The organism is Verrucosispora sp. CNZ293 (genome assembly GCF_002754655.1).
The window spans coordinates 6,385,745-6,402,436 of the sequence record NZ_PEFR01000001.1; the positions used below are offsets into that span (position 1 = coordinate 6,385,745).

The 16,692-nt window shown below is 71.5% G+C and carries 17 protein-coding genes, 1 tRNA gene and 2 pseudogenes; 11 read left to right on the plus strand and 9 right to left on the minus strand.

Translation table 11 applies throughout. The features are described 5' to 3' along the window. Nucleotides 1-67: 67 nt before the first annotated feature. The 3 genes from CLT74_RS29155 (at nt 68) to CLT74_RS29165 (ending at nt 1,183) form a co-directional block, all read left to right on the plus strand. A complete protein-coding gene (locus tag CLT74_RS29155; protein WP_099850711.1) occupies nt 68-505 on the plus strand; it encodes a DUF3052 domain-containing protein in 438 nt (145 codons plus the stop codon). 54 nt (nt 506-559) lie between these two features. After that, nucleotides 560-1,024, plus strand: a complete 465-nt coding sequence (locus tag CLT74_RS29160; RefSeq protein WP_099850713.1) for a peroxiredoxin — start codon at nt 560-562, stop codon at nt 1,022-1,024. Nucleotides 1,025-1,108: 84 nt separating this feature from the next. Further along, nucleotides 1,109-1,183: transfer RNA gene (locus CLT74_RS29165), tRNA-Val, on the plus strand. Nucleotides 1,184-1,286: 103 nt separating this feature from the next. On the opposite strand, the gene CLT74_RS29170 is transcribed toward CLT74_RS29165, so the two are convergent. After that, complete coding sequence (locus tag CLT74_RS29170) at nt 1,287-1,643, minus strand: hypothetical protein (RefSeq protein WP_099850715.1); 357 nt, start codon at nt 1,641-1,643, stop codon at nt 1,287-1,289. A 143-nt stretch (nt 1,644-1,786) separates the two neighbouring features. Here CLT74_RS29170 and CLT74_RS29175 point away from each other — a divergent pair, with 143 nt between their 5' ends. Continuing rightward, on the plus strand, nt 1,787-2,584 hold the full coding sequence (locus CLT74_RS29175) for an alpha/beta hydrolase (RefSeq protein WP_099850717.1): 798 nt from the start codon (nt 1,787-1,789) through the stop codon (nt 2,582-2,584). Here CLT74_RS29175 and CLT74_RS29180 read toward each other — a convergent pair. The 3 genes from CLT74_RS29180 to CLT74_RS29190 form a co-directional block, all read right to left on the minus strand. After that, complete coding sequence (locus CLT74_RS29180) at nt 2,522-3,520, minus strand: phosphotransferase (protein ID WP_099850719.1); 999 nt, start codon at nt 3,518-3,520, stop codon at nt 2,522-2,524. The genes CLT74_RS29175 and CLT74_RS29180 overlap by 63 nt on opposite strands. 132 nt (nt 3,521-3,652) lie before the next feature. Further along, nucleotides 3,653-4,999 (minus strand): glycosyltransferase, encoded by a 1,347-nt coding sequence (locus CLT74_RS29185; RefSeq protein ID WP_099850720.1) that lies wholly within the window; start codon nt 4,997-4,999, stop codon nt 3,653-3,655. Continuing rightward, nucleotides 4,996-5,181: a hypothetical protein gene (locus CLT74_RS29190; protein WP_099850723.1), complete on the minus strand. Its 186-nt coding sequence runs from the start codon at nt 5,179-5,181 to the stop codon at nt 4,996-4,998. The genes CLT74_RS29185 and CLT74_RS29190 overlap by 4 nt, the downstream gene beginning before the upstream one ends. Nucleotides 5,182-5,572: 391 nt before the next feature. Between CLT74_RS29190 and CLT74_RS29195 the strand changes: the two genes are divergently transcribed. Then, on the plus strand, nt 5,573-6,718 hold the full coding sequence (locus CLT74_RS29195) for a polysaccharide pyruvyl transferase family protein (RefSeq protein WP_099850724.1): 1,146 nt from the start codon (nt 5,573-5,575) through the stop codon (nt 6,716-6,718). Nucleotides 6,719-6,737: 19 nt separating this feature from the next. On the opposite strand, the gene CLT74_RS29200 is transcribed toward CLT74_RS29195, so the two are convergent. From CLT74_RS29200 to CLT74_RS29215, 4 genes are all read right to left on the minus strand, one after another. Continuing rightward, nucleotides 6,738-6,944 carry a hypothetical protein gene (locus CLT74_RS29200; RefSeq protein ID WP_099850726.1) on the minus strand — a complete coding sequence of 69 codons (207 nt, stop codon included), beginning with the start codon at nt 6,942-6,944 and terminating at the stop codon, nt 6,738-6,740. Nucleotides 6,945-7,001: 57 nt separating this feature from the next. Next, nucleotides 7,002-7,484 carry an SRPBCC family protein gene (locus tag CLT74_RS29205; protein WP_099850728.1) on the minus strand — a complete coding sequence of 161 codons (483 nt, stop codon included), beginning with the start codon at nt 7,482-7,484 and terminating at the stop codon, nt 7,002-7,004. Next, a complete protein-coding gene (locus CLT74_RS29210) occupies nt 7,481-7,804 on the minus strand; it encodes a metalloregulator ArsR/SmtB family transcription factor (protein WP_099850730.1) in 324 nt (107 codons plus the stop codon). Before CLT74_RS29210 ends, CLT74_RS29205 begins: the two co-directional genes overlap by 4 nt. Before the next feature lie 80 nt (nt 7,805-7,884). Next, nucleotides 7,885-8,754: a PfkB family carbohydrate kinase gene (locus tag CLT74_RS29215; protein WP_099850732.1), complete on the minus strand. Its 870-nt coding sequence runs from the start codon at nt 8,752-8,754 to the stop codon at nt 7,885-7,887. 94 nt (nt 8,755-8,848) lie between these two features. Here CLT74_RS29215 and CLT74_RS31645 point away from each other — a divergent pair. The 3 genes and pseudogenes from CLT74_RS31645 to CLT74_RS29225 all read left to right on the plus strand — a co-directional run. Next, nucleotides 8,849-9,305: pseudogene (locus CLT74_RS31645) on the plus strand (ATP-dependent helicase); the annotation flags it as partial. A 53-nt stretch (nt 9,306-9,358) separates the two neighbouring features. Further along, a pseudogene (locus tag CLT74_RS29220) lies at nt 9,359-12,016 on the plus strand (SNF2-related protein); the annotation flags it as partial. Beyond that, nucleotides 12,013-13,011: an SWIM zinc finger family protein gene (locus CLT74_RS29225; protein ID WP_099850735.1), complete on the plus strand. Its 999-nt coding sequence runs from the start codon at nt 12,013-12,015 to the stop codon at nt 13,009-13,011. The pseudogene CLT74_RS29220 and the gene CLT74_RS29225, both read left to right, overlap by 4 nt. A 99-nt stretch (nt 13,012-13,110) precedes the next feature. Here the strand turns inward: CLT74_RS29225 and CLT74_RS29230 are convergent, their stop codons facing one another. Further along, on the minus strand, nt 13,111-13,368 hold the full coding sequence (locus tag CLT74_RS29230; protein WP_099850737.1) for a DUF3040 domain-containing protein: 258 nt from the start codon (nt 13,366-13,368) through the stop codon (nt 13,111-13,113). 545 nt (nt 13,369-13,913) lie between these two features. Between CLT74_RS29230 and CLT74_RS29235 the strand changes: the two genes are divergently transcribed. The 3 genes from CLT74_RS29235 to CLT74_RS29245 are packed head-to-tail and all read left to right on the plus strand — an operon-like array spanning nt 13,914 to nt 16,579. Beyond that, nucleotides 13,914-15,239: a ferredoxin reductase family protein gene (locus tag CLT74_RS29235; protein WP_486582675.1), complete on the plus strand. Its 1,326-nt coding sequence runs from the start codon at nt 13,914-13,916 to the stop codon at nt 15,237-15,239. Nucleotides 15,240-15,251: 12 nt separating this feature from the next. Continuing rightward, nucleotides 15,252-15,797 (plus strand): FMN-binding protein, encoded by a 546-nt coding sequence (locus CLT74_RS29240; protein ID WP_099850741.1) that lies wholly within the window; start codon nt 15,252-15,254, stop codon nt 15,795-15,797. 47 nt (nt 15,798-15,844) lie between these two features. Continuing rightward, nucleotides 15,845-16,579: an FAD:protein FMN transferase gene (locus tag CLT74_RS29245; protein ID WP_099853353.1), complete on the plus strand. Its 735-nt coding sequence runs from the start codon at nt 15,845-15,847 to the stop codon at nt 16,577-16,579. Nucleotides 16,580-16,692: the final 113 nt, after the last annotated feature.

The following is a 16,692-nucleotide window of genomic DNA, read 5'->3' on the forward strand; positions in this document are numbered from 1 at the left end:
CTGTGTGGACTTTGCCTGACGGCGTCGAGCAGACGCCGGCTCGGACGAGATGAGGAGGCACGCGACAGTGAGCGCGACCGCTGGTCAGGCTGCTGACGGGGTACGCAGCCTGGCGGACCGGTTCGGCATCGAGCCGGGGATGGTCGTCATGGAGATGGGCTACGACGACGACGTCGACTCCGATCTCCGGGACGCCCTGACCGACCGTTGTGGGGATCTTGTCGAGGAGGACACCGACGAGGTCGTCGACGCGGTGCTGGTCTGGTACCGGGACGGCGACGGTGATCTCTTCGAGCTGCTCGTCGACGCCCTCGGCCCACTGGCCGACAACGGGGTCGTGTGGCTGCTGACGCCCAAGGCCGGCCGCGAGGGCCACGTCGAGCCGAGCGAGGTCGCCGAGTCGGCACCCACCGCCGGCCTCCAGCAGACTTCCACGATCAACGCCGGCAAGGACTGGAGCGGTGCCCGACTCGTGCTGCGTCGCGGCGCCAAGGGCAAGAAGTAACCCGACCCACGGCGAGCGATCGAGGCCGTCCCCGAACCGATCCGAGGAGTCCGCATGCCCGTCGAGGTTGGTGCCGAGGCACCCGACTTCGTGCTGAACGACCAGAACAACCAGCCGGTCCGACTCTCCGACTTCCGAGGCCGGCGCACCGTCCTGCTGGTCTTCTACCCGCTGGCGTTCACCGGGGTCTGCCAGGGTGAGCTGACCGAGGTACGGGACAACCTCGACGAGTACGTCAACGACGAGATCCAGGTGCTGACCGTCAGCGTCGACTCGGTCTTCGCCCACAAGGTCTGGGCGGACCGGGAGGAATACACGTTCCCGCTGCTGTCCGACTTCTGGCCGCACGGCGCCGTCGCTCAGGCGTACGGCGTCTTCAACGAGGTGGCCGGCATCGCCAACCGGGGAACGTTCGTCATCGACCGGGACGGCGTGGTCCGCTTTGCCGAGATGAACATGCCCGGTGAGGCCCGTGACCAGCAGGGTTGGCGCAAGGCCCTGGCGGAGGCCGTGGCCTGACCGGTCGACCGGTGCGAGGCGTCCGCCCGGGCCGGCGGGTGGCAGGGTAAGCTTGCCAACCGCCGGCCCGCCGTACGGCGTTCCGGGCGCGTAGCTCAGTGGGAGAGCACTCGCCTTACAAGCGAGGGGTCGCAGGTTCGAAACCTGCCGCGCCCACCACGCACCATCTACTCGTTTCGTCCGCTGAGGTTGAGTATCGCGGGCAGCAGGGTCAACCCGAACAGGATCAGCATCACGCCCGACCCGAGGTCGAGCACGCCGATCAGACTGCCCACCGAGTTGGCCAGCACCATCGACGCCGCGAGGAAGCGGTGAAGCAGACAGTGGCCCAGAATCGCAGTGCCACGGCCGCCGCCCGCCACCGCCGGGACCGTCGCTGCCACCGCAGGTACCGTCGCCGGATTCGGTGATCTTTGGCTCCGAACGGGAAGAAGGTGCCGCCACACTCGATCAGCAGGCGCAGCTTGGCCTCGTCGTCGGCGGGTGGCGTCCGGTCGTACGCGAGCCGGTAGTCCCGGCCACGTTCGCTGATCCAGCGGATCGCGTTCGTGATCGCGGTCACCTTCAGCAGCCCGTGCAGGATGATCGTGATGTTGAGCAGGTCGACGACGGCGGCCACCGCACCTCACCTCACCCGAACGGGTACCCACCGAGGGCATCGAGACCCGCTGATCGTATCGGTGTCGGCAACGTCGGCACTGCTGCGCGCGGACTGGGAGGCGGGCGGCATGGTCGGGCCGGGTCGGCGAAGGAGGGAATCAGATGGGCTACGCGCAACTCGACGGCGTCCGATTCTGGTACGAGACGCACGGCGAAGGTCGACCGCTGGTGCTGTTGCACGGCGGGTTCGGTGCGGTGGAGACCTTCGCCGCGATCCGGCCGGCGCTGGCGCGGCGTCGCCTGGTGGTGAGCGTCGACCTGCCAGGTCACGGCCGCACCGCCGACGCCGGCCGCCCGCTGCGGTACGAGTCCATGGCCGACGACGTGGCGGCGTTGATCGTTCACCTCGGTCTGGCCGAGGCCGAGGTGCTCGGCTTCTCCCTCGGCGGTGGGGTCGCCCTGCGGTTGGCGGTTCAGCACCGACAGTTGCTCCGCCGGTTGGTGGTGGTCTCCGCGCCGTGTCGTCGGCAGGGTTGGTTTCCCGAGGTGCTCGCCGGCATGCCCGAGCCCGACGAGGCGGCTGCCGAGCAGATGCGCGGCACTCCGCCCGAGCAGCTCTACCGGCGCGTCGCGCCCCGCCCGCAGGACTGGCCCCGGCTCTGGGTCAGGACCGGTGAGCTGCTGCGTCGCGACTACGACTGGTCATCGGAGGTCGCCGCGATCACCACGCCGACGATGCTTGTCTTCGCCGACGCCGACTCGGTCCGCCCGGCACACATGGTGGCGTTCTTCGGCCTGCTCGGTGGCGGTCATTGGGACGCCGGGTGGGACGGCACCGATCGTCCGGCGGCCCGGCTGGCTGTCCTCCCTGGACTCACCCACTACGACATCGTCGACTCACCCGCCCTCCCCGCGACGCTCCTGCCCTTCATCACCCACCCGTCCACCCCGCCCACCTGACACCCCGAGGCGTTCGGCCAGCCAGGTGAGCAGGACTTCGGCCTGGGCATGCTGGAACGCCCGGAGGGTGGGGATGCCCGGCGGCGGAGGCAGGCGGGCCCGGTCGGTGAAGAAACCGGCCAGACCGGCGTAGAGGCCGGTCACCACGTCGGGGTCGACAGTGGTGGTGAGCGGCAGCCGGCGCAGCAGGGCCTCGGTGTCGTGTCCGCCCTGCAGGCGTACGTCGAGCAGCAGCATCGCGGTGTCCAGCCAGGCCGGGCCGCGCGCCGCCCAGGGCCAGTCGACCACCGTGACCCGGCCGGCCCGGTCGACGAGCAGGTTGTCCGCGCGGACGTCCACGTGACACAGGGTGTCGCCGGCCAGCGACGCGAGGCCATGAGCCGACCAGGAACAGAGTTGGTCGAGGTGCGTCCGGGCCCACGGGTTCAGCTCCGGCGGCGGGTCGTCGACGACCCGCTGCCAGCCGGCGAACTCGTCGGCCAGCCGGTCGGCGATGACCGGTACCGCTGCCACCGGGCTGGGCGTGAGCGCTGCGGCCATCCGTTCCAGGGCGCCCAGCACCGCGTCGAGTTCCTCGGCCTGCCACGGAGTGACCGGGTGCCGCCCGTCGACGTCGCTGAGCACCAGCGCCACCCAGTGGCCGTCGTCATGACAGCCGAGCAGTCGGGGCGTCGGAGCGTACGCGGGCAGCGCGGCGGTGATCCGCGCCTCGGCCCGGTGCATGTCGGGGGTGTCCGGGTTCTGCATCGGGCTGGCCGCCTTGACGAAGGCGCGACGCCCGTTGGCGGTGAGCACCCGGTCGGCGGTGCCGGGGGAGTAGCCGCCCGCCTGCGACACCGCTTCGACCACCCGGTCGCCGAGGATCTTCTCGACGGCGGAACGGACATCAGTTGGCAGATCCCGCCACCGTAGCCGATTCCTCGTACTCGCCTGCATGCCGTTGACGGTGCCCGTCGGAGACCTGGGCGGGCAAGCCGTTTCCCGCGCGTCCGTCCGGGCCGGCGGGTGGCAGGGTAGGTTGCCAACCGCCGGCCCGCCGTACGACGTTCCGGGTGCGTAGCTCAGCGGTCAGTGAGTCAGCACGACCTCCACCTGCTGTCGGGTGCCCCAACCAGTCCGCCAACACGTCGCCACGCCGTACCAGCGGATCATCCGCAACACCACCACCGCCAACACCACAGCAGCCGGCGCCAACAACCACGTCCACACACGGCGGCCAGTCGATTCGTCAGACCGGCGAACGGCCAGATAGCGCAACGTGTGCGCCCACCCCACGATGAACGTCACCGACAGCAACCACGGCACCGCCGTAAGCGTCGGTTCAACCACCGGTGACACGAACACAACGGTCACGAACACCACAGTGGCGACCACCATCGACGCCCATCGCAAGAGATGTGCCCACCAGGCGTACGACCTCAGCGGCAGGTACCGCACCCGCCACCAGGAGCGGATGAAACTGCCACGCATCCACCGCAGATACATGCGGCACAGGTGCCCGAACCGGTTCGGCATCAACGCGAACGCGAACGCTGTCGGCTGCTGTACGGTGCGCCCCCTGACCATCGCGAACAACGTCAGCAGCGAATCGTCCGAGAAATGTACGTTCCGGCCGAAAAACCTCTCCGTCAGGTAGCCGTCAAGGTTGTCCCGGACGACAGCGGCCCGATAGGCGGCGATCGGCCCGGAATTGACCCACACCGCCCCGAACACCGACAACGACGACCGGTCGGTGAGCTGACCCGTGACGAACCACAAATCAGTGATCCGCGCGAGGAACGATGACCGCACGTTCGCGGCCATCACCACGCCCGCCACCGACTGCACACGAGGATCATTGAACGGCAGTAGCAGCTCATCGAGCGCCCGCGGGTCGGAAACCGTGTCGGAGTCGACTGTCCAGTAGATGTCCGCGTCGCCAGTGGTCCGCACGGCCACGGCCTGCGCGTGCCGCTTGCCGGCGTTCTCCTGGACATGCCATGCCACCGTGATCCCGTAAGTGGGGGCAGTGTCGAGAAACCACCGCTTCACGGCCTCGTACCCGCCGACATCGGTCGAACCGTCATCCACCACGGAGATGACATCAGGGGTGCGCGTCTGCCTGACCATGGATTCGAGGCAGGCACGTAGCGCCGCCGGGTCCTCGTTGTAGACGGGCACGATCGCCACTACGCGCAACGCGTCCAGGTGCTCACGAGCCCGGCCGGTCGCCGTGGCCGGGCGCTCCAGGTAGGCGCTGCCGATCTGCCACAACAGCAGCAGGAACATGCCCGCGTACACGTAGGTGAAGCGGTGTCCGGCACCGTCGAGAGCACCAGAAACCGCGAACACATGGTGCATTGCCCATACTGCCGCGGCGGCCAGCACGACCGCCGCCGTGAGCAAAACTCGCCGGGGTCCGATGCGCGCGCTCATCCGTTGATCGACCGTCCGCGTCGGAACGTCAACCGGATCATGCAGGCACCGGCGATCACGATCAGCACACCGACAGCGGCGATGGCGAGCGGCAACGACAGTTGCACGACGCCGACTCCTGCTGTGCCGCCGATGGTGATCACGTCGACTCCGGTACGGGGCAGGGTGCTACCTGACGACATTGATTTCTCCGCTCGAGGCTGCGGGGCTGTATCGGCGGGCAGGGTGCAGCCTCAGTCGTCCCCCGGCCGCCGCATGGATCAGCCGCTCGGGGTGAGGGGATCCGGTCGACACCCTCGCAAAGCCGTCAACCAGGGTCAACCACGCTCTGTCACCCCATCGGGCTAATGTGTGACCGCCTGGGGCGTGTGGAAGTTGGCGGGTGCCGGGAAAGTCGGCTTGTCGACAGCGGTCCCGCTCGAGATGCCTCAGTCTGTGCGGTCGGCCGCTGGCATCGGTCGCACCACATCCGCCAGCCGCATCGTCTGATCGCGTAGCCGAGGGACCTGCGAGGACTGTTCATAAGCGCAGCGGGGAAACGGCGGAGCGGACGCACCTGGGGAGGAGCGACGGATGACGCGTGCCGGACTGACCATCGGCGTGCTCGGCTCGTACGGTGGGCGAAACCTGGGCGACGAGGCGATCCTCACCGGACTGCTGACCGATCTGCGTCAGCAGGAGCCGCACGCGCGGATCATCGTGTTCTCGCGGAACCCAGCGCACACCGCGGTCGCCCACCCGGACGTGGAGGCGGTGCCGTGGGAGGGGGTCAGCCGAACCGACTCCGCCCTCGTGCTGTCCCAACTCGACCTGCTCATTCTGGGCGGCGGGGGCATCCTGTACGACAAGGAGGCACGCCGGTACCTGCGGGTCGTTCGGGTGGCGCAGGAGCGGGGTCTGCCGCTGCTGACGTACGCCGTCGGCGTCGGGCCGCTCAGCGAGATGGTGGACACCGGAATGGTCCGGGAGACGCTTGCCGGCGCGGTCCAGGTGACCGTACGCGACCAGGAGTCGCGGATGGTGCTGGAGGAGGCGGGCCTGCTCAATCCGATCACGGTCACCGGCGACCCGGCGTTCCTGCTGGAACCTGAGGACTTTCCCGCGCAGTTCCTCCGCGAGGAGGGCGTGCCGGCCGGCAAGCGGCTGGTCGGGATGAGTGTGCGGGAGCCGGGTCGGGCTGCGGAACGGCTCGACGTGGACGGATATCACCGGCTGCTGGCGCAGATCGGTGACTTCCTGGTGCACCGGATCGACGCGCACGTGCTGTTCGTGCCGATGGAACGCGACGACATCCGGCACTCCCACGGCGTGCTGTCGCACATGATCGCCGCCGAGCGGGGGCGGATCCTGCACGGCACCTACTCCCCGCAGCAGGTGCTCGGGTTGATGCGGCACTTCGACCTGGCGGTCGGTATGCGCCTGCACTTCCTGATCTTCGCCGCGATGATGGGTACGCCGTTCCTGCCCCTGCCGTACGCCGGCAAGGTTTTCGACCTCGCCCAGCGACTCGGGGTGCCGGCGTTGCGGGGGGTGGAGCGCGAGGTGGAAGGTCCCCTGCTGGCCGAGGTGGACCAGTTGTGGGATGAACGCGAACAGCGGGCCGAGGTCACCGCTCAGCGGGTGGCCCGGGTGTGCGACGAGGCCAGGGGTACCTCGCAGGTCACCCGGGCGGTGCTGGAGAGCCTGCGCAACCGGTCGCTCGTCGAGGTCGGCGCCTGATCGAGGCGGTCGCCAGGGGTCAGACCGCCGGCCCCCGCCAGCAGTAGCGCCACTGCTGGCGGTCGGCGTCGACGGACTCCAGCTCGTAGATCTCGGCTGCCGCCAGCCCTTCCGGCCCCAGGTGATGGTGGGTCAGTGGGGGCCGACTGTTCGGGTCCAGCTCGACGGTGACGTGCTCACCGTCGGCCGTGCCGCCCACCAGTGGGATCTCAACCGTGGATGCCATGCGCCCATCCTGCCTGACCATCGGTGACCCGCAGGGCGAAGCGGGATGATCCCGCCGTCATTCGTGCGCGGCGCACAGGGCGGCGTAGCGGTCCAGGTAGAGCGGCCATCCACCGTCATCGGCGACGCCGTCCCGGACGGATTCCCAGCCTGGCCCGTGCCGGTCGAGGTGGCGGTGTTCCAACTCCACCCGGGTGCGGTGCGGAGCCTCGGCGACGAAGCGGACCTCGACCTCGCTGGTGTTGTCGGGCTCGGTCTCGACCCTCCACTGGGGGTTGATGTCCCAGCTGAACACGACCCGGTCCGGCGGGTCGTAGGCGAGCACCCGCGCCCAGCGGCACTCGGTGCCGTCGACGCCGCGGTCGTAGATGTGGCCACCGACCCTCGGTTCGAACACGGTTTCGGCGATCGCGACACCCAGCAGGTTGTGTTCTCGTGGCTTGAAGTCGCCGAAGCGCTCGGTGAACGTGGTGAACGCCCGTTCGATCGGTGCGTTCACCACGATCTGGCGGCGAACCACCACATCGGCTGCCTGGGTCATGAGTCCTCCTCGGTGGTCTGGTCAACGACGTCCTGGTAGCCGTCCAGCGCGCGGTTCCAGAACGTGTCCAACTGGTCGCGTAGGGCGGCCACGCCTGCCGGGTTGAGCCGGTAGATCCGTCGGGCGCCGGCCTGCTGGTCAAGGACCAGCCCGGCGTCCTTGAGCACCCTCAGGTGCTGGGATACCGCGGGTCGGCTGATCGGTAGTTCCTGGGCGAGTTCGCCGACGGCACGTGGCTGTTCCGCGAGGCAGGCGACGATGGCGCGACGGGTGGGATCGCCAAGGGCGTCCCAGCCCTCGTCGGTCTGGTAAGTAGCCACGAACGGTAAGTTACGACTTACCGATGTGCCTGTCAAGCGTGACTCGGCAGCCCGAGCCGGCAGCGGTGCACCCCGATCGGTCAATCGCGGGGCAGCAGCCCCGGCGGGTACTCCATGCCGTCGTGGGTGCAGGCCGCGGCGGCGACCCGGGCCGCGTACCCGGCCGCCTCCGCCCAGGTCGCGCCGCGCGACCGGGCCGCGATGACCCCCGCCGCGAAGGCGTCCCCGGCGCCGTTGGTGTCGATCACCGGACCGGGCGGCACGGCCGCCGGGATCCGCTGGACGCCGCCGCCCAGGTACAGATCGGCGCCGTCCGCGCCCCGGGTCACCAGGACCGGGCGCGGTGCCAGCGTGCCGGCCACGGCCGCCGCCCGGTCGCCGAGCGTCGCGCCGCTGACCAGCACCAGCTCGGCGACGTCGGCGAAGGGGCGGTGGTACGGGTTGTGCCCGTCCCAGTCGTGCAGGTCGGTCGAGGTACCCACCCCCTCGCCCAGCACGGCACCGAGGTCGGGCAGCAGCTCCCGCACCCACCCCATGATCGACAGGTGCACGTGGGTGGCGTCCCGGGCCAGCTCCGCCACCTGCGCCGCCGCGAACGGCGGCGGACCGTCCGATGCCCGGGGGTCGTACAGCGACATCCGGCGACCGTCCGGGTCGACCAGGTTCACCGACCGTCGGGTACCCGCCGGGTCGTCGGTCAGGACCGTCCGCACACCGGTACGAGCCAGCGCGGCCCGGACGACGGCACCGGCCGGGTCCACGCCCACCGTGTCGACCACCGTCACCCGCAGCCCGAGCGCGTGTGCGGCGAGCACCACACCGGCTCCGGTGTTGCCGACCCGCAACTCGATCGGGTCGACGGTGACGGAGTCGACCACCGGCAGCGGCAGCCGGGGCACCCGCACCCGCACATCGACACCGAGGCCGCCGATCACCAGGAGGTCGCACATGGCGGCGACGCTAGCCGGTCGGCGCCGCCTATCCTGGCCCGGGTGCCGACAGGGGCCCGGGTCGAGTGGGCCTGCCCGGTCCGAGGGGGAGTTCGTGCTGGTCGTCCATGGGATGTGGCTGCCCGGTCGGGGGCTGGCGGTGTGGGCCGAGGACAGTACCCTGCCATCCCTGGCCCCGCGCCGTCCCGGCCGGGCACCGCGAGCCCGCCCGCACCCGTTCGCCGCCGGGCACGCCACACTTGTCGCGTCACTTGCCGACGCCGCCGAACCGGACGACCTCGGCACCGCGCTGCTGCGCCTGCCCACCCGGTCCGGCTCGCCGCTGGACTCGCCGGAACTGGTGCGTACCGCCGTCGTGGCACCGGTCCGTGGCCCGGTCACCCTCGCCGGGTGGCAGGTCCCGGTCCTGGCGTACGCGCCGGACGCCGCGCTGTCGCTGCTGCGTGCCGTCGCCGGACTGGCCGTGGCACCCGGCGCGAGCCTGCGACACCTGGCTGAGCTGGCCGACTTCGCCACCGACCTGGCCGCCCGCGGCCGGGTCCTACCCAGCCTCGCCGACCCGCCCCACGCCACCGAGCGGGAGCAGGCCGATCCGGCCGAAGAGTCGCCCGCCCGGGCGGTGTGGCGGCCGTTGCTGACCGGCACCGACGCCGCCTGGGCCCGGTCGCTGGCGCTGGCCCTGCCCCCCGCCACCCGGGCCGTCGTCGAGGCGGAACTGCCCGGGACGGCACCCGGCGTGCCCGGCCGGCAGCCCCGGCGGTCGAGTCCGTCCGACATCTCGGTCGACGCGCCCGGGCTGCTTGTCGCCGAGGCGCTCGACGCGCTCACCGACGCGGCCGTACGCGCCGCGCTGCCGCCGGTGACGCTGGCCCGGGGAGCGCGACCGAACGGCGCCGTGGCGGCCTGGCTGGGCGCGTTGACCGGGCCACGTCGTGGCTTCACCGCCGATCCGGCGGCGCTGCGTACGCTGCGCTCCGAACTGGACCAGTGGCAGCGCGACGCCGCCGGCGGCACGGTGCGGGCCAGCTTCCGGCTGGTCGAGCCGTCGGCCGACGAGCTGACCGAACCGGTCACAGTGGTGCCGGCCGACCCCGACGCCGTCGTCGCCACCGACGGCCGGTGGCGGGTCGAGTTCGGGCTGCGCGCCGCCGACGGACCGGGCCTGCACCTCGACGCCGCACAGGTGTGGCGCGGCGACGGCGACACCGTCGCCGGTGACCATCCGCAGGAGATCCTGCTGGCCGAGCTCGGCCGGGCCAGCCGCCTGTGGCCGGAGCTGGACGAGGCGCTGCGTACCGCCCGGCCGGAGGCGCTGGAGCTGGACACCGAAGGCGCGCACCGGTTCCTGCGCGAGGGCGCGCCGACGCTGCACGCGGCGGGTTTCACGGTGCTGCTGCCGTCGTGGTGGCGGCGACCCGCGTCGCGGCTCGGCGCCCGGCTGCGGGCCCGCTCCCGCAGCGCCCCCGGTGCGGTGAGCGGCCCGGCGGACCGGGTGGGACTGGACGCCCTTGTCGACTACCGCTGGGAGCTGGCCCTGGGCGACGAGCCGTTGACCTCCGACGAGTTGACCCGCCTGGCGGAGCTGAAGACCCCGCTGGTCCGGCTGCGCGGGCGCTGGGTCGAACTGGACCCGAAACGGCTCGCCGCCGGCCTGCGACTGCTCCGGTCCAGCGGCGAACTGACAGTGGCCGACCTGCTGCGGCTCGGCCTGTCCGACGCCGAGCAACCGGACGCGTTGCCGGTGCTCGAGGTGACCGCCGACGGCGCGCTCGGTGAGCTGCTCGCCGGGGCCGTGGAGCGGCGGCTCGCCCCGCTCGACGAGCCGCCGTCCTTCCACGGCACGCTGCGGCCGTACCAGCGGCGGGGGCTGGCCTGGCTGGCGTTCCTCCAGTCGCTGGGGCTCGGCGGGGTCCTCGCCGACGACATGGGGCTGGGCAAGACGGTGCAGCTGCTGGCACTGCTGGCCGCCGACCCGCCGCAGGCCGGTCCGACCCTGCTGATCTGTCCGATGTCGCTTGTCGGCAACTGGCAGCGGGAGGCCGCCCGGTTCACCCCGGACAAGCGCGTACACGTGCACCATGGCGCCCAGCGGGCCCGGGGCGCGGAATTCACCGCCACCGTGCACGACGCGGACCTGGTCCTCACCACGTACTCGGTGGCCGCCCGGGACGCCGCGGAGCTGGCCGGCGTCGACTGGCACCGGGTGGTGGTCGACGAGGCCCAGGCCATCAAGAACGCCGCCACCCGGCAGGCCGAAGCGGTACGGGCACTGCCCGCGCGACACCGCATCGCGGTCACCGGCACGCCCGTGGAGAACCGGCTGGCGGACCTGTGGTCCATCATGCAGTTCGCCAACCCGGGCCTGCTCGGTCCGGCGGCGACGTTCCGTAAGCGGTTCGCCGAGCCGATCGAGCGGCACGGGGACACCGAGACCGCCGAACGGCTTCGCCGGATCACCGGCCCGTTCGTGCTGCGCCGGCTCAAGACCGACTCGTCGATCATCTCGGACCTGCCGGAGAAGCTGGAGATGGAGGTCTTCTGCAACCTCACCGCCGAGCAGGCGGCGCTCTACCGGGTGGTCGTCGACGACATGCTGGCCCGGATCGAGTCCAGCGACGGCATCGAGCGGCGCGGGCTGGTGCTGGCCACGATGACCCGCCTCAAGCAGGTCTGCAACCATCCCGCGCAGCTACTGCGCGACGGTTCACCACTGGACGGCCGGTCGGGCAAACTGGCCCGGCTGGAGGAGATCCTCGACGAGGTCCTCGCGGCGGGGGAGAAGGCCCTGCTGTTCACCCAGTACGCGGAGTTCGGCGGGATGCTGCGTGGGCACCTGTCGGCCCGGTTCGGCCGGGAGGTGCTGTTCCTGCACGGCGGGGTCGGCAAGGCAGACCGTGACGCGATGGTGGCCCGCTTCCAGTCCGACGGTGGGCCGGCGCTGTTCGTCCTCTCCCTCAAGGCCGGCGGGACCGGTCTGACGCTCACCGCCGCCAACCATGTGGTGCACGTCGACAGGTGGTGGAATCCGGCGGTGGAGGACCAGGCCACCGACCGGGCGTTCCGGATCGGACAGCGTCGCCGGGTGCAGGTCCGCAAGTTCGTCTGCGCCGGCACGGTGGAGGAGAAGGTGGCCGCGCTGATCGCCGACAAGCGGGGCCTGGCCGCCTCGGTGGTCGGCACCGGTGAACAGTGGGTCACCGAGCTGTCCACCGCCCAGCTGCGGGAGTTGTTCGCGCTGGAGGCGGGGGCGGTGGCCGAGTGAGCGTCGACAGTGGCGGCCGGTTCGCCGACTACGGCCCGCCGCGCCGGGTGGACGGCGGCCTACGGGCCCGCAGCACCCGCGGCGCGATAGGGGTCTCCTGGTGGTCCCGCCGGTTCCTGGAGGTGCTGGAGTCCTTCGCGCTCGGCACCCGGCTGACCCGGGGACGGTCGTACGCCCGCGCCGGCCAGGTGCTCCGCCTCGACGTCGCTCCGGGCGCGGTGACCGCGGTGGTGCAGGGCTCCCGGCCCAAGCCGTACCAGGTGAGCGTCGCGCTGCCACCCTTCCCGGCACCGCTGTGGGCCCGGATCGAGGGGGAACTCGCCGCCCAGGCGTTCTTCAGCGCCCGGCTGCTCGCCGGCGACCTGCCGGCCGAGTTGGAGCAGCTGTTCGTCGCGGCCGGGGCACCGCTGTTCCCGGTGGCGATCACCGACCTGGACCAGCGTTGTACGTGTCCGGACGTCGCGGTGCCCTGCAAACACCTGGCGGCCACCTTCTACCTGCTCGCCGAGGCGTTCGACGCGGACCCGTTCACCCTGCTGCACTGGCGTGGCCGTAGCCGGGCCGATCTGCTCGCCCGACTGCGGCAACGTCGTGCCGAAGCGCGCCCGGCAACGACACCGCAGACCGGGGACGGCGAACCGGCGGCCGGTGCCGACGGCGCGGCACCGGAGCCGACCCGTCGACGTGGTGGCTCCCGTACCCGGGACACCGGGCCGGCGGGCAGCGGCCGGGAGGCCGTCGGCGGGTCGCCCGATCACCAGGCTGACGTGCCCGCCGCCGGTGCCGCCCGGGCGCTGGCCGACCTGCCCGTCACGCCGCTGGCCGAGACGGTCGACAGGTTCTGGCTGCCGCCGGTGCCACTGCCGGACCGCCCACCGAGCCTGACCGCCCGGTCCGACCTGCTGTTACGACAGCTGGGCGCACCCGCGCCGGCCATCGGTGGACCGGGACTCGTCGAACGTCTGCGGCACGCCTACCGCCAGCTCGGCGAATAGGGTGTCGATTCGTCGTCGGGGTCACGCTCGGTCCTGGATCGAGTGAGGTCCGCCTCGTCGTGCGGTCACTCGATCCTGGACGGAACGCGACCCCGACGCTCACAGCCAACGTTGGCGAAACCGCCACATCAGCGCCGCGTTTGTCAACAGCACCACCGCGAAGATCGCCCCGGCCAGCCGACCGGCGAGCACGGTGGTCGCTGGCAGCGCCGCCCAGAGCACGACTGTCAGCAGCAGCAGCCAGCGGCCGTGCCGGCCCCGGGCCCGGTTGTCGAGCCGGGCGAAGAACGCCGGGTCACTTTCCCGCAGTTGGCGGGTGATCTGTTCGAATCTGCGTTGATCCTCTTTGCTGAGCATGTGCCTTCCCCTCACGCGTTCAGCAACGGTTCGGCGGAATACCCGCTGGGGTGACGGCTCACGCGCTCTCCCTGTTGCTACTTTGGCCCAGCAGACGAGGAGCAGGGGCCGGCGACAGCTGAGCGACCGCTTATCCGAACCTTAAGTTTCATCCTCGTCTGGGTGCCGCCGCGCCGGGAGTCGTGCGTGGGAATGTCGCCCACTGATCACCGGGGCCCGACGAACGCCCTGCTTGCGACGTGCGTACCCGATTGGCCGCCGATCGACCGAGGTTCGCTCCTGGTGAGAGCGCGCCTTAAGTGTCCCCGTCGGGCCTTGTCGAGGCGGACGACGGTTGACTACCTTGCCCGGGCAAACCTCTCAGGCATCAGTCGTCGTACCTCGGGAGACCTGCCACCCCCTGGGGCGACGCCCGGCAGGATTCGGAAACGGTGCATGGTCGATCAGCTCGACGAGCGCGGCGGCCGGGCGTGACGACCTACCCCCGTCCGGCCGCCGGTCCCCGACCGCATCTTCGGGCGGGGTCGCACGCGCCGGCGCCGGCCGTGCCGCGGCGCGGTGCCGGTGGCCGGCGACTGCTCGTCGTGCTCTTCCTCGGTGGTCTGGTCGCCAGTGTGCTGCCGTGGTGGCTGGACACCCCGACCGGCTCGTTGACCGACGGCACCGCGATGACCACCGCCGCCGGGCAGATCACCGGCCTGGTCGCCGGCTATCTGCTGCTGGTCCAGGTGCTGATGATGAGCCGCCTGCCGGTGCTGGAGCTGTGGGCCGGCGGAGAGCGGATCGCCCGGTGGCATCGCGACGTGGCCGCCACCCTGCTGGTCGCGGTGCTCGCCCACACGGCCCTGATCCTGGTCGGCTACGCCGGGCTGGAGGGCCGTTCGCCGCTGCGCCAGGCGGGCGTGATGCTGCGCGAGTACCAGGACATGGTGTCCGCGTTCGCCGCCGCCGGTCTGCTGGTGCTGGTCGGGCTGGTGAGTGTGCGGGCGGTCCGCCGGGTGCTGCCGTACGAGCTGTGGCACGCCACCCACCTGGCCGCGTACGCCGTGCTGCTGCTCGGCTTCGCCCACCAGTTCAGCAACGGCAGCCAGCTGTTCCGGCCCGGCCCGGCGCGTACCGGATGGATCGCCCTGTACGTACTGGTGATCGCCGCGTGGCTGTGGGGCCGGGTGATCACTCCACTGCGGTTCAACCTGCGGCACCGGTTGCGGGTCAGCGACCTGGTCACCGAAAGTCCCGACGCCGTCTCGATCTACCTGACCGGGGTACGCCTCGATCGGCTGGAGTTGTTGGGTGGGCAGTTCTTCCGCTGGCGTTTCCTGACCCGGGGCTGCTGGTGGCAGTCGCACCCGTTCTCGGTCTCCGCCGCCGGCAACGACCGCTGGCTGCGACTGACCGTCAAGGTGGTCGGTCGGCACACCCAGGACCTGCGCAACCTCGACCCGGGCGTACGGGTCTGGGCGGTCGGCCCGTCGGGCACCTGCACGGCCGCCCACCGCACCCGCGAGCGGGCGCTGCTGATCGCTGCCGGCAGCGGCATCACCCCGCTGCGGGCGATGCTTGAGGAACTACCGCCGGGCGCCGCGCTGATCTACCGGGCCCGCACCCCGGCCGACGTGCTGTTGCAGGAGGAACTGGACTGGCTGGCCCGTAATCGTGGGCTGCGGGTCTGGTACGTCATCGGCTCCCGCAGTGACCCGGGGCCACGGCAGGTGATGACCCCGGACGGACTACACCAACTGGTTCCGGACGTGGCCCGGCGCGACGTCTACCTGTGCGGCCCGCCCGGTCTGGTCGAGCAGTGCCGCCGGGTGCTCCGTCAGGCCGGCGTCCGTCGCCGCCAGATCCACCTCGCCACCTTCGAACTCTGAGAGGTCCACCGCATGCGTCGCGCGCTCCTCGCGATCACCGGCCTGGCCGCCAGCACCACAGCGCTTGTGGTGTTCAAGGCCGCACCGGGCACCGGTCAGCTCGCCCAGGAGGTGCCCGCCCCAGCGCCCACCGCCACCCAGGGGCCGGAACCGACACCCGGCAAGGGCGCGACGAAACCGAAGGCCAGCGGCTCGCCGAAGCCGACGCGCAGCGCCTCCGGGGCGAGCCGGTCCGGTTCCAGTGCTGCCCCGAAGACACCCGCCGCGCAACCCAGCCCCAGCACCGTCGTCGGGCCGGTGGTGAGCAACGAGTTCGGCGAGGTGCAGGTCCGCATCACGGTGGTCGGCGGCCAGATCGTCAACGCCGCGGCGCTGCGACTGCCGCGCCGGACGGCCCAGTCCGACCAGCGCAGCGACCAGGTCGACAGCCGCTACAGCGGTACGGTCGGGATGGTGGTGGAACGGCAGAGCGCCGACCTGGACACCGTCACGGGCGCGACCGCGACGAGCGACTCCTACCGTGGGTCGTTGCAGGCCGCCATCGACCAGGTCCGATGAGCGTGGACACGTTGATCCGGCCCGGTCTGCGGCGCGTCGAACACGTGATGGGTACCCCGGTCAGCCTCGACATCGCCGACGACCGGCCCCCGACGGTGCTGGCCGCCCGGGCCGACGAGGTGTTCGCCTGGCTGCGGGAGGTCGACGCGAGGTTCAGCACGTACCGGCCGGACAGCGAGGTGTGCCGCTTCGACCGGGGCGAGCTGCTGCTCTCCGAGGCGTCGGTCGACCTGCGTCGGGTGCTGGAACGCTGTGCCGACCTCTGGGGCGCCACCGACGGCTTCTTCGACGCGTACGCCACCGGCGGGTTGGACCCGTCCGGGTACGTGAAGGGCTGGGCCGTCCAGGTGGCCTCCGACCGGCTGCGTGCCGCGGGCATCGACAACCACTGCCTGAACGCCGGCGGTGACGTCCGGGTGCGTGGCCATTCGTCGACCGGGCTGCCGTGGCGGATCGGTGTGCGGCACCCGTGGAACCCGTCGGCGGTCTGCCTGGTGCTCACCGGGACGGACCTGGCGGTCGCCACGTCAGGTGTCTACGAACGCGGCCCCCACGTGCGGGATCCCCGACGCGGAGCACCGGCGCGAGGGCTGCGCTCGGTGACCGTGATCGGGCACGACCTTGGACTGGCCGACGCGTACGCCACCGCGGCCGTGGCCATGGGCGTGGCCGGCATCGGCTGGCTGGACCGGCTGCCCGCGCACCGACACGCGGTGATCACCGACGACGCGCGGTGCCTGCACTCCGCCGACCTCCCGCTGCCCCCCGACCCCGCCCCCTGACCACACCCCCTGACCACACCCCGCCTCTCATCGCTCCTCGCCGACATGTCCGATCGGTGGCAGCGAAGGTGGCCGACACGCCGGCCAGGAACCACCTCCAGTGCCACGGATCG